Annotated in this window: 17 protein-coding genes and 1 pseudogene; 7 read left to right on the top strand and 11 right to left on the bottom strand. The window is 74.2% G+C overall.

All coding sequences use genetic code 11. From position 1 onward, the window contains the following. The first annotated feature begins 7 nt into the window (after positions 1-7). Together truB and CBOVI_RS04665 are read left to right on the top strand one after the other, a co-directional pair. Positions 8-946 carry a tRNA pseudouridine(55) synthase TruB gene (gene truB, locus CBOVI_RS04670; RefSeq protein ID WP_232626003.1) on the top strand — a complete coding sequence of 313 codons (939 nt, stop codon included), beginning with the start codon at positions 8-10 and terminating at the stop codon, positions 944-946. A gap of 185 nt (positions 947-1,131) precedes the next feature. Continuing rightward, the gene (locus tag CBOVI_RS04665) at positions 1,132-1,908 is read left to right on the top strand and encodes an L-threonylcarbamoyladenylate synthase (RefSeq protein ID WP_010265444.1); all 777 of its coding nucleotides are present in this window, start codon (positions 1,132-1,134) and stop codon (positions 1,906-1,908) included. Here the strand turns inward: CBOVI_RS04665 and CBOVI_RS04660 are convergent. The 8 genes from CBOVI_RS04660 to rimP form a co-directional block, all read right to left on the bottom strand. Beyond that, on the bottom strand, positions 1,902-2,648 hold the full coding sequence (locus CBOVI_RS04660; RefSeq protein WP_010265443.1) for a 4'-phosphopantetheinyl transferase family protein: 747 nt from the start codon (positions 2,646-2,648) through the stop codon (positions 1,902-1,904). The two genes, CBOVI_RS04665 and CBOVI_RS04660, sit on opposite strands and share 7 nt — an antisense overlap. A 136-nt stretch (positions 2,649-2,784) precedes the next feature. Next, positions 2,785-3,633, bottom strand: a complete 849-nt coding sequence (locus tag CBOVI_RS04655; RefSeq protein ID WP_010265441.1) for a metallophosphoesterase family protein — start codon at positions 3,631-3,633, stop codon at positions 2,785-2,787. Beyond that, positions 3,630-5,081 (bottom strand): MATE family efflux transporter, encoded by a 1,452-nt coding sequence (locus tag CBOVI_RS04650; protein WP_010265440.1) that lies wholly within the window; start codon positions 5,079-5,081, stop codon positions 3,630-3,632. Before CBOVI_RS04650 ends, CBOVI_RS04655 begins: the two co-directional genes overlap by 4 nt. Beyond that, positions 5,081-5,578 (bottom strand): 30S ribosome-binding factor RbfA, encoded by a 498-nt coding sequence (gene rbfA / locus CBOVI_RS04645; protein ID WP_010265439.1) that lies wholly within the window; start codon positions 5,576-5,578, stop codon positions 5,081-5,083. Before rbfA ends, CBOVI_RS04650 begins: the two co-directional genes overlap by 1 nt. A 306-nt stretch (positions 5,579-5,884) precedes the next feature. Further along, positions 5,885-8,833, bottom strand: a complete 2,949-nt coding sequence (gene infB / locus CBOVI_RS04640) for a translation initiation factor IF-2 (RefSeq protein ID WP_125187073.1) — start codon at positions 8,831-8,833, stop codon at positions 5,885-5,887. 105 nt (positions 8,834-8,938) lie between these two features. Next, the gene (locus CBOVI_RS04635; RefSeq protein WP_083826050.1) at positions 8,939-9,232 is read right to left on the bottom strand and encodes a YlxR family protein; all 294 of its coding nucleotides are present in this window, start codon (positions 9,230-9,232) and stop codon (positions 8,939-8,941) included. Positions 9,233-9,376: 144 nt separating this feature from the next. Beyond that, on the bottom strand, positions 9,377-10,432 hold the full coding sequence (nusA, locus tag CBOVI_RS04630) for a transcription termination factor NusA (protein WP_010269888.1): 1,056 nt from the start codon (positions 10,430-10,432) through the stop codon (positions 9,377-9,379). Beyond that, positions 10,429-10,989 (bottom strand): ribosome maturation factor RimP, encoded by a 561-nt coding sequence (gene rimP / locus CBOVI_RS04625; RefSeq protein ID WP_010269884.1) that lies wholly within the window; start codon positions 10,987-10,989, stop codon positions 10,429-10,431. Before rimP ends, nusA begins: the two co-directional genes overlap by 4 nt. A 41-nt stretch (positions 10,990-11,030) precedes the next feature. On the opposite strand from rimP, the gene CBOVI_RS04620 reads away from it, so the two are divergent. Further along, a complete protein-coding gene (locus CBOVI_RS04620; RefSeq protein WP_125187074.1) occupies positions 11,031-12,179 on the top strand; it encodes a hypothetical protein in 1,149 nt (382 codons plus the stop codon). A 103-nt stretch (positions 12,180-12,282) separates the two neighbouring features. Here CBOVI_RS04620 and CBOVI_RS04615 read toward each other — a convergent pair whose 3' ends face one another. After that, complete coding sequence (locus CBOVI_RS04615) at positions 12,283-14,055, bottom strand: proline--tRNA ligase (protein WP_010266009.1); 1,773 nt, start codon at positions 14,053-14,055, stop codon at positions 12,283-12,285. 47 nt (positions 14,056-14,102) lie between these two features. On the opposite strand from CBOVI_RS04615, the pseudogene CBOVI_RS04610 reads away from it, so the two are divergent. Continuing rightward, positions 14,103-14,984 (top strand): annotated as a pseudogene (locus CBOVI_RS04610) (YaaA family protein). On the opposite strand, the gene cobA reads toward CBOVI_RS04610, so the two are convergent. Next, positions 14,965-16,038 (bottom strand): uroporphyrinogen-III C-methyltransferase, encoded by a 1,074-nt coding sequence (cobA, locus tag CBOVI_RS04605; RefSeq protein WP_125187075.1) that lies wholly within the window; start codon positions 16,036-16,038, stop codon positions 14,965-14,967. The pseudogene CBOVI_RS04610 and the gene cobA sit on opposite strands and share 20 nt — an antisense overlap. A gap of 190 nt (positions 16,039-16,228) precedes the next feature. On the opposite strand from cobA, the gene CBOVI_RS04600 reads away from it, so the two are divergent. Both CBOVI_RS04600 and CBOVI_RS04595 read left to right on the top strand, forming a co-directional pair. Continuing rightward, entirely contained in the window at positions 16,229-17,281 is a 1,053-nt protein-coding gene (locus tag CBOVI_RS04600) for an FtsX-like permease family protein (protein ID WP_010264752.1), read from the top strand. 153 nt (positions 17,282-17,434) lie between these two features. Beyond that, a complete protein-coding gene (locus tag CBOVI_RS04595; protein ID WP_010264755.1) occupies positions 17,435-18,214 on the top strand; it encodes an ABC transporter ATP-binding protein in 780 nt (259 codons plus the stop codon). 60 nt (positions 18,215-18,274) lie between these two features. On the opposite strand, the gene mqo is transcribed toward CBOVI_RS04595, so the two are convergent. Continuing rightward, a complete protein-coding gene (gene mqo / locus CBOVI_RS04590) occupies positions 18,275-19,771 on the bottom strand; it encodes a malate dehydrogenase (quinone) (RefSeq protein ID WP_029157684.1) in 1,497 nt (498 codons plus the stop codon). A 206-nt stretch (positions 19,772-19,977) separates the two neighbouring features. On the opposite strand from mqo, the gene CBOVI_RS04585 reads away from it, so the two are divergent. Continuing rightward, complete coding sequence (locus CBOVI_RS04585) at positions 19,978-21,144, top strand: alpha/beta hydrolase (protein ID WP_010264761.1); 1,167 nt, start codon at positions 19,978-19,980, stop codon at positions 21,142-21,144. The last annotated feature ends 17 nt before the right edge of the window (positions 21,145-21,161 follow it).

Genomic DNA, 21,161 nt, shown 5'->3' with positions numbered 1-21,161 from the left:
GGCGGGGATGACGAGTCACGACGTCGTCTCCCGCCTGCGACGACTCTTCCGGACGAAGCGGGTGGGCCACGCCGGCACCCTCGACCCGGACGCCACGGGCGTGCTCGTCGTCGGCGTCGAACGGGGCACGAAGTTCCTCGCCCACCTCGTCAGCGACGACAAGCGCTACACCGCCGACATCGCGTTCGGCACGACCACGGTCACCGACGACGCCGCGGGTGAGGTCCTCACCCGGGCGACCCCGGAGGCGCTCGCCGCGGTGACGGAGGACCGCATCCGCACCGCGTTCTCCCACCAGGTCGGCGAGATCATGCAGCGGCCCAGCAGCGTGTCCTCGGTGAAGGTCGACGGCCGCCGCGCCCACGAGCTCGTCCGCGAGGGCCGGGAGGTCACGCTCCCCGCCCGGCCGGTGACCGTCCACGCCCTCGACGTCACCGCGGTCGCCGACGGGGCCGCCGCGCCGGTGCCGACGGCGTCGGTGGCGGTCCACTGCTCCTCGGGGACATTCATCCGCGCGATCGCCCGCGACGTCGGCGAGGAGCTCGGGGTCGGCGGGCACGTGACCGCGCTGCGCCGCACGGCCGTCGGCCCGTTCGGGATCGACGGGGCCCGCACCCTCGACGCGCTCGAGGCGGAGGTCCGCGCCGGGGAGGACAGCGCCGCCGACGGGTCCGGCCCCGCGGACGACGCCGCCCCGGCCGGGGGCGCGGCCCCGGTGCCCGCCCTGTCGCTGACCCTGGACGAGGCGGTGGTCCGGTCCTTCCCCGTCCGTGAGATCTCCGACGCGGAGGGGGCGGACCTCGCCCTCGGCAAGTGGCTGCACCCGGTCGGGATGCGCGGGGTGTACGCGGCCGTCACCCCGTCCGGCCGGGCCGTCGCGCTGGTCCGGGAGCGGGGCGACCGCGCGGCGAGCGTGTTCGTCGCCCGCCCGCACGGCCTGTCCTGACCTCCCCCCGGGTGGTCCACCGGCCGCGCCGGGGCCGCACGCCCGTGGCATACTGTGTTAACCACTGAATGAGACAGCCGTTCCCGCAAAGTGGGATACCTGTGAGATAGTGTGGGACGCGGCGCAGCACCGCGCGACGCGGTGCGACGCCGTGCGGCACCGACCCCGAACCAGAGAGGTACAAGATGTCCAGCAACCAGATCCCGTGGAACGGCGGTCTCCAGCAGGAGGCCGTGGACCTGCTCCGCGAGCCCGGTCACATCGTCGTCAGCCCGACCAAGGTCGGCTACATCATCGTCACGAGCGACCGCGAGGGCCTCGAGCGGAAGTTCGCGGTGAAGAACCGGAAGCGGAACAAGCCCGGGGTCGTCCTCTGCGGGTCGATGGAGCAGCTCCGCGAGCTCGCCGAGATGACGCCGGAGATCGAGCGCTTCTACCAGACCTGCTGGGACCGGGACATCCTCATGGGCTGCATCCTGCCGTGGCGGGAGGAGGCCAAGGCCCTCCTGCCGGACGGCGCCGACGAGCTCGCCACCGACGCGCGGGGCACGAGCTGCTTCGTCATCCGGTTCGGCGTCCCGGGCGAGAACATCGCCCGCGAGCTCTTCGAGAAGGACCGCCGGCTCGTCTTCGCCAGCTCGGCGAACCCGTCGGGCCAGGGTAACCGGGGCGTCGTCGCGGGCATCGGCGAGGCCATCGCCGGCGAGGCCGACCTCGTCATCGAGTCCGACGAGTACGTCGCCGGCATCCAGCCGGACAAAACCGTCGAGACCCGCTACGAGCAGGGTGTCATGGTCTCCTTCGTCGACGCCGACGGCGCCCTCGTCCCCGAGCAGCACGGCGAGCGGTCGGTGTCCCCGTGCCCGGTGCTCATCCGCCGCGGGATCTACGTCGACGAGATCGTCGCCATCCTGTCCGAGCAGTTCAACTCCTGGGACTACCGCCACGGCCAGTACTACTGACCGTCGGCCGACGGCCCCCGCCCGACGGCGGCCGTCGTGACGACGTAGACGTCTCCCCCGCCGGTGGCCCGCACGTCCCACCGGCCGGCGACGACCGGCACCGGCGTCGGGGCGTCGAGGATCCGCGCCTCCCACCGCCCGTCCGCGTCGAGCCGCAGATCGGCCCCGTCGAAGTCGAGGAACCGGCGGGCGAGCGGGAACCACGCCTTGTAGACGGACTCCTTCGCGCTGAACAGGACCGTCGCCGCGACCCCCGGGGCGAGCTCCCCGGACGGCCCCCGCCGGACCGCGGCGAGCATCCGTCGTTCCCCCTCCGAGGTCACCATCGCCGTCACCTCCTCCGGCAGCGGGTCCGCGACCTCGACGTCGCACCCCAGGCTCCTCCACCGTCGGGCGTCCCCGACCACCGCCACGCGGACCCCGTCGGTGTGGGAGAGGGTGCCGACGGACCCCTCCGGGAAGACCGGCATCCCCTGATCCCCGCGCCGCACCGGGCCGGCCGCACCGGGGAGCAGTCTGGCGAGCGCGTCCCGCGCACACCACCGGACGTCGCCGTACTCGGCACGCCGGGAGGCCACGGCCCGGGCGACGACCGCCCGGTCGGCCTCGTCGAGCAGCCCGAACCGGCGCAGATCGTGCACCCCCCGGCCGACGTGGAGCTCCGTCGCCGCGACCCCCGCGGGCAGCAGGCCGGTGAGCAGGGGCGGGACCGCGCGACCGTCCCCGTCGTACGCGACCACGGCCCGATCACCGGGAATCTCCCGACCCCCTGGCACCTGCCGGCCCCCGGGCACCGTCGGACCTCCCGCGGTCCCCGGCACCGCCCGGTCCCCGGGCGCCGACGGCCCCCGACCCGCGTCCGTCCCGCTCATGTCCTCACCGTCCCGTCTCCCGGAGCACAGGATACGGCCACAGCCCCGCCGCGATCCGCGGGGCGAGCGACCGCGCCTGCTCCCGGGGGTAGCCCAGCGACACCTCGACGTGCGGGACACCGTCGACGACCGTCTCCACGGGGATGTGGAGGTGGCCGTGCACGACGACCGCGGCGCGGAACCGCCGCGCCCACTCCTGCGTGTGCTCCGTCCCCGACCACAACGCGACCTCCGGGACGGCGAGCCGCCGCGTCGTCTCCCGGACCAGGGGCCAGTGGTTGACCAGCACCGTCGGCGGGGACGACGGGCCCGCCACCGCGGCGAGACGCCCGACGGTCGTGCGGACCCGGTCCGCGCACCACGCCGGGACGTCCACGTACGGGGCGATCGCGACCTCGTCGGTGAACATGACCCCCCGGTCCACCGCCGCGGCGACCGCCTCCGCCGCGGTCGCCCCCGGCGGGCTCCCGGCCGGCCGCCACGAGTGGTCGTAGAGCGTGAACAGCGGCGCGACCGTGTGGCCGGCGAAGGACGGGTACGGGTCCTCGGGGGTGAGCACCCCGAGGCCGCGGCAGAGGTCGACGAGGTGGTCGTACCGGCGGCGTCCCCGCGTCGGGTCGTCCGCCCGGGCGAACAGCTCGTGGTTCCCGGGCACCCAGATGACGGTCGCGAACCGGCGGCGGAGCTCCTCCAGCGCCGCGGCGACGTCCCCGGGGCGCTCGGCGACGTCGCCGGCGACGATGAGCCAGTCCCCCGGCGCCGTGGGGCGGACGTACCGGTCGACGAGCTCCCGGTTGCCCCGCGCGGCGACGTGCAGGTCCGACACCGCCCACAGGGTGCGGCCCGCGGTCACGGCCGACCCCGTCCGTCGGGTGCGGGTCCCGGGTCGGAGGCGGCGTCGGTGGCCGGGTGGGTGGCGGGGTCGGTGGCCGGGTCTGTCCCGGCGTCGGGGGCCGGGTCGGGGGCATGGTCGGGCCCGGGGTGCCCCGTCCCGGTGCCGACGCGGGCCCAGCGTCCGGACCGGTAGCGGGCGAGCACCGCGGCGAGGCGGAGGCACAGGAACGCCAGCAGACCGCACCACACGCCGGTGAGCCCCCAGTCGAAGGCCAGGGACAACCACACCAGCGGGATGAACCCGACGACCACGGACACCACCGTGGCGTTGCGGAGGAACGCGACGTCCGACGCCCCGAGGAGGACCCCGTCGAGGGCGAAGACGACCCCGCCGACGAGGGCGAGGACGACGAGCAGCCACCACGGGACGGCCATCGTCGCGAGCACGTCCGCGTCCGTCGTGAACAGCGCGGGGACGACCGTGTGCCCCGCGGCGAGGAGCGCCGCGAGCACCACGCCCGCCACCGTCGAGAAGCGCAGCACCGTCGCCCCCACCGACCGCGCCGCCCGGGCCGAACCCGAGCCCAGCGCCGCACCGACGAGCGCCTGGGCGGCCACCGCGACCGAGTCGAGCACGAGGCTGAGGAAGTTCCACAGCTGGAGCATCACCTGGTGGGCCGCGAGCGCCGCCGGGCCGATCCGCCCCGCCACCGCCGCCGCCGACACGAACGCGACCTGGAAGGACAGCGACCGGACGATGAGGTCGCGGCCGAGCACGAGCTGCGGCCCGATGACCGACCACTGCGGCCGGACCGGGCGGCCGTCCCCGTGCCGCCGCCAGTTGACGACGAGCGCGCCGAGGAAGCACAGGGCCGTCAGCGTCTCGCCGGTGACGGTCGCGTACGCGGACCCGACGAGCCCGACCCGGGCGACGGCGACCGGGACGATGACCGCCATCGGCACGACGCCCACGAGGGTGAAGTACAACGGCCGGCGGGTGTCCGCGGTCCCCCGGAGCCAGCCGTTGCCCGCCATCGTCACGAGGGCGGGGACGACGGCCACGGAGACGACGCGCAGCCACCGCGTGGCGTCGGCCGCGACCGCCGCATCCCCCGTGAGCACCCGGCAGATCCACGGGGCGGCGACCCCGACGACGACGGCGAGGACGACGCCGACACCGAGGGCGACCCACGTCGCCTGGACGCCCTCGTACACCGCGCCGGTGCGGTCACCCGCGCCGAACCGGCGTGCCGACCGGGCGGTCGTCCCGTAGGACAGGAACGTCAGCTGCGTCGTCACCTGGGCGAGCACCGTCGCACCCGCCGCGAGTGCGGCGAGGTCGACGGCCCCGAGCCGCCCGACGACCGCGGTGTCCCACAGCAGGTACAGCGGCGTCGCGGCGAGGACGATGAGCGCGGGCCACGCGAGCCCGAGGATCTCACGGGTTCCGGCGCGGACCTCCGGCATCAGCCGCGGGCCCCGCCGTTCCGGTCCGTGCCGTCGGCGGCGGTGCCGTCCGTGCCGTCGGAGTCGTCGTCGGGCGTCCGGTACGGGTCCGGGTCGCCCGCCGGGGTGGCCCCGGCCGAACGCTGCCGGAGCTCCTCGTCCATCGCCCGGGCCTTCGCGAGCAGCTCCTCCATGTGGGCCGACGCGGCGGGGACGGTGTCGAGCTCGAAGCTCAGCGTCGGGGTGAACCGGACGCTGAGCTGGTCGCCGACGATCTTGCGCAGCTGGCCCCGGGCGCTGGCCAGGGCGTCGGCGGCGAGGGCCGTGTCCGGCTCCTCGTCGATGGTGGCACCGCGGACGGTGTAGAACACGGTGGCGTCGTGGAGGTCGCCGGTGACCCGGCAGTCCGTGACGGTGACGAACTCCATGCGCCGGTCCTTGATCTCGTGCTCGATCGCGGTGGCGACGATGGTCATGATGCGCTTGGCCATGCGGGCGGCCCGAGCGTGGTCAACCATGGCAGACCTCTTCCGTGGACACGGCCCCGTCGGGGGCCTGGGGTGGGACGGGGGAACTGACGGGCCCGGTGCGGCGCGCCCCGGGTGGGGCGGCAGCGTGGACGGCCCCTGCCGGGACCGGTCCGGGCGGCCGTCATGCGCCGGAGGACGACCGGGACGTGCGGCGGAACCGCGGTGACCCGGGCGGGGCCCGGTGCGCGTCACCATCCTACTGTCCGGTCCCCGGGCCCGGAACGACGGCCACCCCGCCGGACCACCGACCTCTGGGGTCGGGGCGGCGGGGTGGTGTCTGACGGTGACCGTCGGTCACGGGTGGTCAGTCGCGGGGACCTCGACCTCCTCGTAGACGTGGATGACGTCACCGACGTTGATGTCCGGGTAGGACAGGACCATACCGCACTCGTAGCCGGCCGAGACCTCTGTGACGTCGTCCTTCTCACGCCGCAGGGACTCGATCTTCGCCTTCTCGACGATGACGTTGCCGTCCCGCACGAGCCGGATCGTGGCGTTCCGGCGGACCTTGCCGGTCTCGACCATGCAGCCGGCGATGAGGCCGACGGAGGACGCCTTGAACAGCTGGCGGATCTCGGCGGTACCGACCTCGCGCTCCTCGAAGACCGGCTTGAGCATGCCCTTGAGGGCCTGCTCGATCTCCTCGATCGCGCGGTAGATGACCGAGTAGTACCGGATGTCGACGCCCTCGGCGTTGGCGACCTCGGTGGCCTTGCCCTCGGCGCGGACGTTGAAGCCGATGATGACGGCGTCCGACGCGGCGGCGAGGTTGACGTTCGTCTCGGTCACGGCACCGACACCACGGTCGATGATGTTGAGCGAGACCTCGTCGTCCACCTCGATCTGGAGCAGGGCGTCCTCGAGGGCCTCCACGGTACCGGCGTTGTCACCCTTGAGGATGAGGTTGAGCGTGCTCGTCTCCTTGAGCACGTCGTCCAGGTCCTCGAGGCTGATCCGCTTGCGGGAGCGCGTGAGCAGGGCGTTGCGACGCCGTGCGTTGCGCTGGTCCGCGATCTGCCGGGCCGTGCGGTCGTCGTCGACGACGAGGAGGTTGTCGCCGGCGCCGCAGACACTCGTGAGACCGAGCACCTGCACCGGGCGGGACGGGCCCGCCTCGGTGACGTCCTGCCCGTGCTCGTCGATCATGCGACGGACACGGCCGTGGGCGTCACCGGCGACGACCGAGTCACCGACGCGGAGGGTACCGCGCTGGACGATGACCGTCGCGACCGGGCCGCGGCCGCGGTCGAGGTGCGCCTCGATGGCGACACCCTGGGCGTCCATGTCCGGGTTCGCGCGGAGGTCGAGGGCGGCGTCGGCCGTGAGGAGCACGGCCTCGAGCAGCTCGTCGATGTTGGTCCCCTGCTTCGCGGAGATGTCGACGAACATCGTGTCGCCGCCGTACTCCTCGGGCACGAGACCGTACTCGGTGAGCTGGCCGCGGATCTTCTCCGGGGACGCGCCCTCCTTGTCGATCTTGTTCACCGCGACGACGATCGGCACGTCGGCGGCCTTGGCGTGGTTGATCGCCTCGACCGTCTGCGGCATGACGCCGTCGTCGGCCGCGACCACGAGGATCGCGATGTCCGTCGACTTCGCACCACGGGCACGCATGGCGGTGAACGCCTCGTGGCCCGGGGTGTCGAGGAACGTCACGAGCCGCTCACGGCCGTCGAACTCGACCGGGACCTGGTAGGCACCGATGTGCTGCGTGATGCCACCGGCCTCGTCGCCACCGACGTTCGCCTTGCGGATGGAGTCCAGCAGGCGGGTCTTGCCGTGGTCGACGTGGCCCATGACGGTGACCACCGGGGGACGCTTCGCGAGATCGTCCTCGGTGCCCTCGTTCTCGCCGAACTGCAGGTCGAAGGACTCGAGCAGCTCGCGGTCCTCGTCCTCCGGGGAGACGACCTCGACCTTGTAGTCCATCTCCTCGCCGAGGAGCTTGAGCGTCTCGTCGGACACGGACTGGGTCGCGGTGACCATCTCACCGAGGTTGAACAGCGCCTGGACGAGAGCGGCCGCATCGGCGTCGATCTTGTCCGCGAAGTCGGACAGGGAGGCACCACGGGCGAGACGGATGCTCGCACCGCGGCCGTTCGGCAGCTTGACGCCGCCGACGACGCTCGGTGCCTGCATCGCCTCGTACTCGTGCCGCTTCTGCCGCTTCGACTTCCGGCCACGCCGCGGGGCGCCACCCGGGCGCCCGAAGGCACCCGCGGTACCGCCGCGACGTCCGCCACGACCGCCACGGGGGCCGCCCGGACCGCCGGGGCCACCCGGGCCACCGGGTCCGCCACCGCGCCCACGGCCGCCGCCAAAGCTGTTCGCCGACTTCGAGGGCATGGCCCCCGGGCTCGGGTGGTTCGGCATCATCGCCGGGCTCGGCCGCTTGCCGCCGCCCTGACGCTCGCCGCCACGGGCACCCGGCTTCGCGCCACCGGTGCCGCCGGGGCGCGGCCCCGGACGGGGACCGCCGCCCGGGCGGGGCATGTCCGAGGACCCGGCCTGGCCGCCACGCGGCCGCGGGGGACGCTCGGTGTTCGAGGAGAACGGGTTGTTCGCGACGCGCGGGGCGCGCTGCCCCGGCTTCGGGCCGGGCTTCGGACCCGGCTTCGGCGCGGCGTCACGCGGGGACGCGGGACGCTCGGCGGCCGGCTGGGCCTGACCGGGCTTCGGGCCCGGCCGGGCACCCGGGGTCGCACCGGGACGCGGGGCCTGCTCGGCGCCGGGACGGGCACCGGGGGTGCCGCCCTGCCGGGCCGGACCCGGACGGGCTCCACCCTGCTGCGGCTGTGCCGCCGGGGTGGACTGCTGGGTCGGCTGGCCCTGCGTCCCCCGCTGGGCGAGGTCGGCCGGGTTCGGGCCACCGGCGGCCTTCGCGCCGGCGGGACGCCCACCGGGGCGTGCGGTCTGGGATGCCGGGGACCCGCCCCGGCCCGCCGCTGCGGCGGGTCCGGGGGTGGGTCGACGACCGCCGGCCGGGCCGGGCTTCGGCCCGCCGGTCCCGCCGCTCGCCGGGTGCGGCTTCGGCTGGCCGCCGGGGGTCGGCTGTGCCTGACCGCCCTGCTGGCCGGAGTCCCCGACGCCGTAGAAACGCTTCATCTTCTTCACGACCGGGGGTTCCACGGTCGAGGATGCCGTCTTGACGAACTCGCCCTGCTCCTTGAGCGTGGCGAGAAGTTCCTTACTGGTGACGCCGAGTTCCTTCGCGAGCTCGTGTACACGTAGCTTTCCGGGCACTACTCTCCTTCGTTGATGCGGAGCCGCAGGCCGGGAAGTCCTCGGCTACGTGCGACTCCATGTCGTTGTGACACTCATTGCTGATGCTGCTTCATCGTGCGCTCATCAGTGTTCGGTTCTTTCTGCTTGTCGCGGATGGTCACGGCCGATGTGGCCGATGTAGTCACGTACCGGCCCCGGGTCTGCGTCCGCGGGAACCCTCAGCGCCCGGCTGAACGCGCGGCGGGAGACGGCTGTCTCCCAGGCGTCCACGGTCGGACTGATCCAGGCTCCACGTCCGGGCGACCGTCGCCGCGGATCCGGGAGGATCACGACGGTGCCGTCGGGGCGGTGCGACGCCACGCACCGGAGAAGGACCTTCTCCGGCAGGACCTGCCTCGTTGCGATGCAGGTCCGCATTCGGGCGTCGCGGGAGGATGACGTCACGCGCCACACCTCCCAACTGAGCAACAGACCACCGAACAGTCTAACCCGTCCGCAGCCCGAACCGGTAACCGGTTCCGGCTCCGTCACCCACCCCCGCCGCCCCGGCCCCCGCGCCGCTCAGGCGTCGAGCGGATCCTGCCCGGGGGCGGGCTGCACCGGTCGCCCGGCGGTGATCTCGACGGCCTCGGGGTCGCTCTCCGGGCGGATGTCGATCCGCCAGCCCGTGAGCCGGGCGGCGAGGCGCGCGTTCTGCCCCTCCTTGCCGATCGCGAGGGAGAGCTGGTGGTCCGGCACGACGGCGCGGGCGACCTGGAGGTCGGGGTCGGTGACGACGACGGTGACGACCTTCGCCGGGGCGAGGGCGTTGCCGACGTACCGCTCCGGGGCGTCGGCGTAGTCGATGATGTCGATCTTCTCCCCGCCGAGCTCCTCCATGATGTTCGACACCCGCTGCCCGCGCGGGCCGATGCAGGCACCCTTCGCGTTGAGCCCCCGGACGGTCGACCGCACGGCGATCTTCGTCCGGTGCCCCGCCTCACGGGCGACGGACACGATGTCGACCGACCCGTCGGCGACCTCGGGGACCTCGAGCGCGAACAGGCCGCGGACGAGCTCCGGGTGGGTCCGGGAGAGGTTGATCTGGACGCTGCGCGGCGTCTTCGTCACCCCGGTGACGTAGGACTTGACCCGCTGGCCGTGCTCGAGGGTCTCCCCCGGGATCTGCTCGGCGGTGAGGATCATGCCGTCGTGCCCGTCGGCCTCGGTGCCGAGGTGGACGACGGTCATGCCGCGCTCGTTGGCGCGGACGTCCCGGCTCACGACGCCGGAGACGACGGTGTTCTCGAGGTGGGCGTACTCCCCGTAGGTGCGGTCCGTCCGGGCGGAGCGGATCTGCCCGCGGACGGCGTCCCGGACGACGAGCGCGGCGGACCGGCCGAAGTCCTCCGGGGTGTCCTCGATGCGCCCGGTGACCTCCCCGTCCCCGTCGGTCTCGATGCGGAACACGCGGACGGTGCCGTCGAGCCTGTCGATCTCGACCTCGGCGCGCCCCTCGTAGCCCGTCTGGTCCCGGTACGCCTGCAACAGGCCGCCGGTGATGGCACGGACCATCCCCTCCACCGGGACCGACTCCTGGTCCCGGAGCGCGGTGAGCGCGCTCATGTCGATCTTCACTTGTTGTCCTCCGGCTGCGCTGCGTCAACGTCGTCGGGGCCGCGGCCGATGAGCTCGCGCTCCGCCGCCGGTGCCCCGGAGAACTCAACTTCTACCACCGCGCCGGCGACGTCCGCCAATCCCCGCGCGACGACGCGCGGCGGCGTCCCCTTCCCGCCCGGGAGGATGAGGTGGACCGGGCCGTCCTCCCCCTCGGCGACCCCGGCGACCCGCACCGTGCCCCCGCCCTGCGGGAGGGCCACGAGCCGACCGACGTTCCGCCGCCAGTGGCGCAGCTGTGTCAGCGGCATGTCGACCCCGGGCGTCGTCACCTCGAGCGTGTACCCCGGACCGAAGGACAGGTCCCCGCGCTCCTCCGCGGCGTCGAACGCCTCGGACACCCGGTGGCTGAGCTCCTCCAGCCGGTCGAGGTCGGGACGGGGGTCGCCGTCGACGGCCACCCGCACGGCGGACTTCGCCCCCGCCCTGGTCACGGTGACGTACTCGACGTCCGCCCCGGCCTCCGCGGCCAGGGGTTCGAGGTAACTCCGGAGATCCTGTTCAGTGGGGAATGCCATGCCGTGAACAGTAACACCGGGCGATTTGGCACTATGGACGCGTGCAGGACGACGCCGACACCACCGACCCGACCGGTCCCGCCGGTCCCACCACCCCCGCCGCCGCCGGCAGCGGACCCGACCGCCCCGGCCCCGGGGCCGCCGACCGGGACGACGGGAACCGGGACGCCGCGACCACCCCCGTCGTCCCCCGCCGCAGCGTGCTGCTCGCCGGGGCCGGGGTCGCCGGTCTCGCGGTCGTCGGCCTCGGCGCCGCGGCCTGCGACTCCCCCGCCCCGACCCCGAACGACCGGCTGCGCCGTCTCGCCGACGACCTCGCCGCCACCGCCCGCGACCGCCGCGCCGCGGGCGACGTCACACTCGGCGACCTCCTCGCCGCCCAGGCCGCGGCCGTCCGCGGCGAGGTGTCACGCCAGTGCGGGACCGACCGGTCCGGGGCCACCCCGGACTCGTGCACCGGCGACGGCGGCGGCGCGGGCGGCGCCGGTGACACGGGCACCCCCGCCCCGGGCTCGTCCGCCGAGGCCGCCGCCGCGTTCCAGGAGCGCATGCTCGCCCTCGTCGCCTCCACGCCCGGTGACGCCGGGGTCACCCGCCGCGGGTCGACGGCGGACACCGTCACCGCCGAGCAGGCCCGCCTGCTCACCGGACTGGTCGCCGCGCTCGCACCGGTCTCGGGACGCCCGACGGTCGCCGCGATGCGCGACGGCTCCTCCGACGCGCCGGGCCGGCTGAGCGACGCGGCCCGGGACGAGCTCGGGGAGGTCCTCGACCGCTGCCTCGCCGCCGTCTACGCCTCGGGGCTCGCGTTGCCGGTCGCCGGGGCAGGCCGGGCGGCCGTCACCGGCGCGGCGACGGCGATGCGGGCCCTGCGCGACGCCGTGTGGCGCACCCCCGCCCCCGGCTCCCCGGCCGTCGGTGCCGCCGGGGCGGGGGACGCCGACCGGTCCGCGACCCCACCCGCCGGGTACCGGCTGCCGGAGGGGGCCACCGACCCGACGGGGCCCGGGGACGCGACGGACCTCATGCGCCGGGCCGTCCACGCCGTGACGGTCGAACTGCGCCGCGCGGTGCCCACGCTCGAACCGGCGGACCGGGGCCGGGTCGCCCGCTGGTGCGCCGTGAGCGCCCGCAACGAGGCCGCCCTCGAGTCCCCGGGGACGCCCCCGCCCGCCGTCCGCGGGGAGTGACGCCGGGTCCACTCCCGGGCCCCGGTGCCCCCGCCCCCGGTCCGCAGTACCCCCTTCTCGCCGGCTCCCCGGCCCCGGTCGCCCGGTCCCCCCGGACCGGCCGTCAGGCCTCGGTGGCCGGCGCGGACGCCAGCGCGACGACCGTCTCGACGGCCTCCGTGTAGCGCACCTCGACGGTCTCCCCCGTGAGCCGGTTGCGGACCTCGACGAGCCCGTCGGCCCAGCCCCGGCCGACGACGACGACCACGGGCATCCCCAGCAGCTCGGAGTCCTTGAACTTCACGCCCGGCCCGATCTTCGGCCGGTCGTCGAGCAGCACCTCGAGACCCTGGTTGGACAGGTCCTCGGCGAGCCGCACCGCGGCCTCGTTCGCCTCCGCGTCCTTGTTCGCGATGACGACGTGGGCGTCGAACGGCGCGACCGCCGCGGGCCACCGCAGGCCACGCTCGTCGTGCCACTGCTCCGCGAGGACCGCGACGAGACGGGAGACCCCGATGCCGTACGAGCCCATCGTCGGCACCGACCGCTTCCCGGACTCGTCGAGGATCGACACCCCGAAGGCCTCCGTGTACTTCCTCCCGAGCTGGAAGATGTGCCCGATCTCGATGCCGCGGGCCAGGGTGAGCTCGCCCTGCCCGTCCGGCGCGGGGTCGCCCTCCCGGACCTCGGCGGCCTCGATGACCCCGTCCGGGGTGAAGTCCCGGCCGACGACGAGGTTGACGACGTGACGCTCGCGCGCGTCGGCGCCCGCGATCCAGGTCGTCCCCTCCACGACCCGCGGGTCCGCGAGCACCGGCACCCCGTGGGCGGCGAGGCCCCGCGGGCCGATGTACCCCTTGACGAGGAAGGCGTTGTCCCGGAAGTCCTCCTCCGTGGCGAGCTCGACCTCGGCCGGGGCGAGCGCCGCCTCGACGCGCTTCATGTCCACCCCACGGTCGCCCGGGAGGACGACGCAGGTGAGCTGCCGCTCCTCCCCGGGGCGGGTGACCCCGATGACGACGCACTTCAGCGTGTCCGCGGCCTCGACCTCGCGCCCGTCGACGGTGATCCCGGCCCCGCGGGCCCAGGCGACGAGCCCGTCGATCGTCGCGGCGTCCGGGGTGTCGTGCTCCAGCGCGGCCGGGCGGTCGTCGACGGGCCGGGCCTCGGGCCGGGGGGTGACCACGGCCTCGACGTTCGCCGCGTAGTCGCCGCCGGTCGCCCGGACGAAGGTGTCCTCGCCGTTCTCCGCGACGGCGAGGAACTCCTCCGAGGCGCTGCCGCCCATCGCACCCGAGGTCGCCGCGCAGATGACGTACTCGACGCCGAGCCGGTCGAAGATCCGCCGGTACGCCCGCCGGTGGAGCCGGTAGGACTCCTCGAGCCCGGCGTCGTCCATGTTGAAGCTGTAGGAGTCCTTCATGATGAACTCCCGGCCCCGGAGGATGCCGGCCCGGGGGCGTTCCTCGTCGCGGTACTTCGTCTGCACCTGGTAGAGGATGACCGGGAAGTCCTTGTACGAGGAGTACTCGCTCTTCACCAGCGAGGTGAACATCTCCTCGTGCGTCGGGCCGAGGAGGTAGTCGCCGTGCTTACGGTCGGTGAGCCGGAACAGGGAGTCCCCGTACTCGGTCCACCGGTTCGACACCTCGTAGGGTTCCCGCGGCAGGAGGGCCGGGAACTGGATCTCCTGGGCCCCGATGGCGGTCATCTCCTCGCGGACGACGGCCTCGACGCGCCGGAGCACCCTGAGCCCCAGCGGGAGCCAGCTGTAGATGCCGGGGGCGGCACGACGGACGTAGCCCGCACGGACGAGGAGACGGTGGCTGGGGACTTCAGCGTCAGCTGGATCCTCACGCAGCGTGCGGAGGAAGAGCGTGGACATCCGGGTGATCATGGCAGGTAGCTTACGTCATCCCGGGAGGGCCGGATATCGTGGTCCCCATGCTCGTCATCCTGCCCCCGTCGGAGACCAAACGCACCGGCGGCGAGGGGCCGCCGCTCGCCCTCGACAGCCTGATGCTGCCGTCCCTCACGCCGGTCCGCCGGCGCCTCGTCGAGTCGCTCCGCACCCTGTGTTCGGCGACGTCGGAGGCGGGGCGGGCGGACGCCCTCGCCGCCCTCGGCCTGCGGCCGACGATGGCCGCCGCCCTGGACCTCAACGCGGCGCTGACGTCGTCACCGACGACCCCCGCCCTCGACCGGTACACGGGGGTCGCCTTCGACGCGCTCGACGCGGCGACCCTCCCGCCCGGCGCCCGCCGCCGGCTCGCCGTCGGGTCGGCGCTGTGGGGCGTCGTCGGGGCGGACGACCCCGTGCCCGCCTACCGGCTCAGCGGCGGGGCCCGGGTCCCGGCGGAGGCCGCCGGCGACGCGTCGACCGGCACCGGCCGCGCCCGGACGGGAGCCGCCGGCGACGCGGGGACGGTGACCGTGCGCTCCGTGTGAGGCCGCGAGCTCACCGACGCCCTCACCGGGTGGCGGGACGAACGGCGCGCCCGCGGGGACAACGGTGCGGTCGTCGACCTCCGGTCGGGGGCCTACCACGCGCTCGGCCCCGTGCCCGGGGCGGTGACCCTGCGGGTGGAGTCCCGGTACCCGGACGGGTCCCGGAAGGTCGTCAGCCACTTCAACAAGCACTACAAGGGGCTCGTCGCCCGCGAACTCGCGCTGCGGGAGGAGGAGCTCCCGGACGACCCGGAGGGGACGGCGACGGCGGAGGCCCTCGCGGACGTCCTGCGCGGGACCCCGCGGTTCCGGGACGCCGGGTTCGACGCCGAGGTCAGCGGCCCGGCGTCGGTGACGCTCACCGTCCCGGCCGGCTGAGTCCCCCGGACCGCGCGTCCGCGGGGACGGCCCGCTCCCCGGCGGCGGCGCCGACGACGATGACCGCCGGCGACCGGACCCCGGCGGCGTCCATGTCGTCCCCGAGCCGGGCGAGCGTCGACTCCGTCACGCGCTCCCCCTCCGTCGACGCGTTCTCGACGACGACCGCCGGCGTCGCGGCGTCCATCCCACGGTCGACGAGCTCGGCGGCGATGGCCCGCGCGTTGCGCACGGCCATGATGAGCACGGTCGTCCCCCGCATCGCCGCGACCGCGCCCCAGTCCACGAGTGACCGGGGGTGCCCCGGCGGGACGTGGCCCGACACGACGGTGAGGTCGTGGTTCAGCCCGCGGTGCGTGAGCGACAGTCCGGCGAGGGCCGGCGCGGCCGTCGCCGAGGTCACCCCGGGCACGACGGTGACGGGCACCCCGGCGGCCTCGCACGCCCGGACCTCCTCGAACCCGCGCCCGAAGACGAACGGGTCCCCGCCCTTGAGCCGGACCACGCGGAGTCCCGCGCGTGCCCGCTCGACCATGAGCTCGTTGATCCGCTCCTGGGCGACCTGGCGGCCGTAGGGGATCTTCGCGACGTCGACGACCTCCGCCCCGCGAGCGGCGGCCTCCGCGGCGAGGTCGACGGGCCCGAGGTGGTCGGTGAGGACGACGTCCGCCTCCGCGACCGCGCGTGCCCCCGCGACGGTCATGAGCCCCGGATCGCCCGGTCCTCCCCCGACCAGCGTCACGCGGCCGACCCCGCCCCCGCCATCACCACGGTCCGCCCGCGCCCGGCCCCGGCGGTCGTCCACCGGGCAGCCGCGCGCCGCGGCCCACGCGCACGCCGCCTCCGCCGACCCGTCCGCGGTCCCGGCCGGCACGTGCACGAGGCCCACGGCGACGTCCGGCCCCGGGGGCGGTCCGGGGTGCCCGGCCGGGGGGACGGCGTCGAACCCGACGACGACGGGCTCGGCCCCGGCCTCCCGCATGAGCTCCGCGGCGACCGCCGCCCCGGGGCCGTCGGGGACGAGGACACGGACGCCGGTCAGTCTGAGGGTCATGCCCACCGAGTCTAGGACGTGCCCTCCGGGCGGTGGTGCCGGCCTCAACCGAAAGGTGGTCATGAGGTCCACCCTCCCGGACGATGTGGCTGTGACCTGCGGTGACGTTGAATGGTCACCAGACAGGCAGTGACACAGACACAGCGTGGGACCCCGGGGACGGGGCACCCCACGGGAAGGGACACCACCGATGTTCGTCGGACTCAGGGACATCCGCTCAGCCAGGGGGCGGTTCATCCTCATCACCGTCACCGTGGCGATGACCGCGCTCCTCGTGAGCTTCCTCTCCGGGTTGACCGGGGGGCTGGCCCACCGCAACACCGCCGTCCTCGACCGGTTCACCGGGCAGGCGGTCATCGCCGGTGACAGCATCGACCGGTCGGTCATCCCGGCCCCGGAGGTCGACCGGATCCTCGGCACGGACCCGACCCGGGCCGGCGACGACGCCCCGACCGCCCTGCACCTCGGGCGCGGCTCCTTCGGGGACACCGGCGTCATCACCGCCGCCGTCACCGGCGGGGCCGCCGGGGAGGTCGGCGGACGGCAGGCACCGCGCCCGGCCCCGGGGCACGTCGTGGTGCCCGACGGGACCGCCCGGGTCGGCGACACCGTCACCGTCGCCGGGCGCGAGGCGACGGTGAGCGGGACCACCCCCGACGACTGGTACAGCCACCAGCAGGTGGTGTGGGTGAACTGGGCGGACACCGACGGCACGGCGACGGTCGTCTCGGGGCTCGACGCCGACGCCACCGTGAGGGACGCCTCCGCCGCCGCCGACGGCACCACCGCCTCCCCCGCGGGCCCGGCCCTCACCGCGACGACGACCGCCGACCTGCCGGACACGATGGCCTCCTACTCGGCGGAGCACACGACGCTCCTGATCGTCAACGTCATGCTCATGGTCATCGCCGCGCTCGTCACCGGCGCCTTCTTCACCGTGTGGACGATCCAGCGGCTGCCGGACATCGCCACGCTGAAGGCCCTCGGTGCGTCGACGTGGTCGCTCATGCGCGACGCGCTCGGCCAGGCGCTCATCGTGCTCGTCGTCGGCGTCGGCGTGGGCCTCGCCCTCACCCTCACCGCGGCGGCGTTCATCGGCGACGGCGTGCCCTTCGTCGCCACCGCCGGGACGACCGTCCTGCCGGCGCTCGCCCTCACCGTGCTCGGTGTCCTCGGGGTCACCGGCGCGCTGGGGTACGTCGGCCGGACCTCCCCGCTGGCCGCGATGGGCGGACAGCGCTGAGACCGCGGGGTGGTGCCGTCGTGACCCCGGCGCCGCCGCCCCCGCCCACCGCACACCTCGTCGCCCACCTGACCCCTCCCCGGACCGCCCCGGACCCGCCCCAGACCCATCCCGAACCCGCACCTGACACCCCCACCACCGGAAGGACCCCCCATGACCACGACCACCTCCACCGCCACGACCCGCCCCACCACCCCGGCCGGGGCGACCCCGACGCTCGTCCTCGACGACGTCACGCTCACCTTCCCCGACGGCACGGACCGCGTCACCGCCTGCGACCACGTGTCGCTCACCCTCACCGACGGTGAACTGGTCGCCCTCACCGGCCCGTCCGGGTCGGGCAAGTCCTCCCTCCTCGCCGTCGCGGCGACGCTCATCCGCCCGGACAGCGGGCACGTCCGGCTCCGCGACCGGGACCTCACCGCCCTCAGCGACCGGGAGCTCGGCCGGGTCCGCCGGGAGGACATCGGCATCGTCTTCCAGCAGCCCAACCTCGTGTCCTCCCTCACCGCCGTCGAGCAGCTCACGGCCATGGACCACCTCGCCCACCCCCTCGAGTCCCTCACCCCCGCGGGGCGTCGGCGCCGCCGCGCGACCCGCGAGCGGGCGGAGCACCTCCTCGACCGCATGGGCCTGGCCTCCGCCCGCGACCGCCGGGTCGGTGCGCTGTCCGGCGGTCAGCGGCAGCGGGTGAACCTCGCCCGCGCGCTCATGACGGCCCCGGCCCTGCTGCTCGTCGACGAGCCGACGTCGGCCCTGGACAGCGCGGCGACGGCGACGGTCATGGACCTCATCTGCGACGTCGTGCGGGAGGAGCACGTCGCCACGCTCCTGGTCACCCACGACAGGGACGCCGCCGACCGGGCGGACCGTGAGGTCACGATGGTCGACGGCGTCCTCGACACCACCGGGCGGCCCGCACTCGTCGCCTGACGGCGGGCCGCGGGGTCACCGCTGCCGGGCGGGGGTCGCCGCCGCCCGCCCGGAGGGTGCTCAGCGCTCGAGCTTGAGCGACTTCTGGGACCGGTCCCACTGCTCGCGGAAGAGGTCCGTGTCCTTGGCGAGCCGACGCCCGTAGGACGGCACCATCTCCCGGAGCTTCGGGGCCCACTCGCCCATCCGCGACCCGAAGCACCGCTCGAGGACCTCGATCATCGCCGACGGCGCGATGGACGCCCCCGGGGACGCGCCCATGAGGCCGGCGATGGAGCCGTCGTTGGAGTTGATGAGCGCCGTGCCGAACTCCAGCGACCCGAACTTCGGGGCACCGATCGGCTTGATGACCTGCACGCGCTGGCCGGCGACGATGAGCTCCCAGTCCTCCGACCGGGCCTCCGGCACGTACTCGCGCAGGGACTCGACGCGCGCGGCCTGGTCCTTGAGGACCTCCTCGACGAGGTACTTCGTGAGGCCGAGCTCCTGGATGCCGACGCCGACGAAGGACGCGAGGTTCCCCGGTCGCAGGGACTTGAAGAGGTCCAGGTAGCTGCCGGTCTTGAGGAACTTCGGGGACCAGCCGGCGTACGGGCCGAACAGCAGGCCGCGCTTGCCGTCGATGACGCGGGTGTCGAGGTGGGGGACGGACATCGGCGGGGCGCCGACGGAGGCCTTGCCGTAGACCTTCGCGTCGTGCCGGGCGATGAGCTCCTCGTTGGTGCAGCGGAGCCACTGGCCGGAGACGGGGAACCCACCGTAGCCCTTGATCTCCGGGATGCCGGACTTCTGGAGCAGGGGCAGGGCCATGCCGCCGGCGCCGACGAAGACGAAGTTGGCGCGGACGACGCTGTGGTCCCCGGTGTGGAGGTTCTTCGAGGTGAGCTTCCACCCGGAGCCGTCACGGGTGATGTCGGTGACGCGCGTCCCGTAGCGGACCTCGACGCCCTCGGCGGTGACGGCGTCGATGTACTGGCGGGTGAGGGCGCCGTAGTTGATGTCGGTGCCCTCCTTCGTCCAGCTGATCGCCACGGGGGTCGTGAAGTCCCGGCCCTCGGCCATGAGCGGGAGGTGCTCGGAGAACGTCTCCTCGCTGTCGCTGAACTCCATGCCGGGGAACAGCGGGTGGGCGCTCAGTGCCTCGTAGCGGGCCCGGAGGTAGTCGACCTGCTCCATGCCGCGCCCGAAGGACACGTGGGGGATCGGGTTGATGAACTCGGAGGGGTCGCCGAGGCGGCCGTTCTCGACGAGGTAGCTCCAGAACTGGCGGGAGACCTGGAACTTCTCGTTGACGCCGACGGCCTTGGAGATGTCGATCTTGCCGTTGACCTCGGGCGTGTAGTTGAGCTCGCAGAGGGCGGAGTGGCCGGTGCCCGCGTTGTTCCACGGGGAGGAGGACTCCGCACCCGGGGTGTCGAGGGCCTCGATGATGAGCTGACTCCACTCCGGCTGGAGCTCCTTCAGCATGACGGACAGTGTGGTGGAGATGACGCCGGCACCGATCAGAGCCACGTCGACGTGGTCTGTGGCCTTCGGGGCTGAACCTGATGTGGACACGTGTGTTTCAATCCTTCGTCGTTGTCGTGCTGTGCAGACCTAGCTCGTGGTGGGCTGGTTTCTGTGCCTTCTTCGTGTGCTGTGGCTCTGTGTGACGTGCGACTCACCCGGGCCAGGAACCCACTGCCGCTCACCCACAACACAGCCATCCTACGCCCGGCCGGTCCCCCGCCCGCACCCCGCCCGTCACGGCTATCATCCCGGGTGTGAGTACACCGGACCCGACCACGCGCCTGACCCTGGCCGACGTGCTCGCTGACCCGCACGGCCGCAGCGTCGAGACCCTCCCCTTCGTCCCGGACATCCTCGGCGACGGATTCACCTGCACCACCGTCGACCTCGGCCCGGACCCCGACGGCGAGACCCCCGTCGTGTCCACCCTCGTCCGCTACCGCCCCGAGGGCGTCACCGACGCGGAGTGGGCGGCCCGACCGGCGGTGATTTTCGTCCACGGCATGACCGACTACTTCTTCCAGCGCCACGTCGCCGAACACCTCCACGCGCGGGGCCGGGCCGTGTACGCGGTGGACCTCCGGAAGTGCGGCCGCAGCTGGCGGCGGGGCCAGACCTGGCACCACGTCTCCGCGCAGGGGATGTACGACGAGGACCTCTCCATCGCGGTCGCGACGGTGTCCGCGACGCACGGTCCGGTCGTCCTCGTGGGGCACTCCACCGGCGGGCTCGACGTCACGATGTTCGTCTCCCGCCTGCACGCGGGGGACGCCCCGCGGCGTCGGCTCCACGGGCTCATCCGGGCGGTCGTCCTGAACAGCCCGTGGCTCGACCTCCAGTTCGGCGCGCCGACGAACGCCGTCATCCGGCACGTCCTCCCGCTCGTCGCCGCCGTCGCACCGGACGCGACGATCCCGGGCGGGGTGAACCCCGTCTACGGCCGCACCCTCCACGTCTCCGAGGCCGGCGAGTGGGACTACGACCTGCGCCTGAAGCCGCTCGTCGCGCGCCCGAAGAAGGTCAGCTGGCTCACCGGCGTCGCCCGGGACATCGCGACCCTCCAGGCCGGCGGCGGCGGGACGGGGCTGCCGACGCTGCTCCTGTGCTCCCGGACGCACCACTTCTCCCCGCGCCTCGACGAACGCTCCTTCTCCGCCGACCTCATCCTCCGCCCGTCGCAGATGCGCGCCGCGGCGCACCTCGTGGACCCGGACACCGAGGTCGCGACGATCGACGGCGCGATGCACGACGTCTTCCTGTCCCGGGCGCCGGTCCGCCGGGACGCCCTCCGGATCCTCGACGACTTCCTCGACCGCGAGGCCCCGGCCGGCCACGCGGCCGCCGACCGCCCCGGGGACCCCGCCGCCGACCACCCCGGCTCCACCACCGACCACCCCGCGGACCCTCCCGGGCGTGGCTAGGATCGGGGACGGCCTCC

Source organism: Corynebacterium bovis DSM 20582 = CIP 54.80 (assembly GCF_030408615.1).
GTDB classification, from domain to species: Bacteria; Actinomycetota; Actinomycetes; order Mycobacteriales; family Mycobacteriaceae; genus Corynebacterium; species Corynebacterium bovis.
This window is presented reverse-complemented; position numbering and strand designations above follow the sequence as displayed.

What these genes read in the sequence shown, in the direction of transcription:
- truB (WP_232626003.1), top strand. Translation starts at nt 8, where the DNA reads ATGACGAGTCACGACGTCGTCTCCCGCCTGCGACGACTCTTCCGGACG.
- CBOVI_RS04665 (WP_010265444.1), top strand. Translation starts at nt 1,132, where the DNA reads ATGTCCAGCAACCAGATCCCGTGGAACGGCGGTCTCCAGCAGGAGGCC.
- CBOVI_RS04650 (WP_010265440.1), bottom strand. Translation starts at nt 5,081, where the DNA reads ATGCCGGAGGTCCGCGCCGGAACCCGTGAGATCCTCGGGCTCGCGTGG.
- rbfA (WP_010265439.1), bottom strand. Translation starts at nt 5,578, where the DNA reads ATGGTTGACCACGCTCGGGCCGCCCGCATGGCCAAGCGCATCATGACC.
- CBOVI_RS04635 (WP_083826050.1), bottom strand. Translation starts at nt 9,232, where the DNA reads ATGCGGACCTGCATCGCAACGAGGCAGGTCCTGCCGGAGAAGGTCCTT.
- rimP (WP_010269884.1), bottom strand. Translation starts at nt 10,989, where the DNA reads ATGGCATTCCCCACTGAACAGGATCTCCGGAGTTACCTCGAACCCCTG.
- CBOVI_RS04615 (WP_010266009.1), bottom strand. Translation starts at nt 14,055, where the DNA reads ATGATCACCCGGATGTCCACGCTCTTCCTCCGCACGCTGCGTGAGGAT.
- cobA (WP_125187075.1), bottom strand. Translation starts at nt 16,038, where the DNA reads ATGACCCTCAGACTGACCGGCGTCCGTGTCCTCGTCCCCGACGGCCCC.
- CBOVI_RS04600 (WP_010264752.1), top strand. Translation starts at nt 16,229, where the DNA reads ATGTTCGTCGGACTCAGGGACATCCGCTCAGCCAGGGGGCGGTTCATC.
- CBOVI_RS04595 (WP_010264755.1), top strand. Translation starts at nt 17,435, where the DNA reads ATGACCACGACCACCTCCACCGCCACGACCCGCCCCACCACCCCGGCC.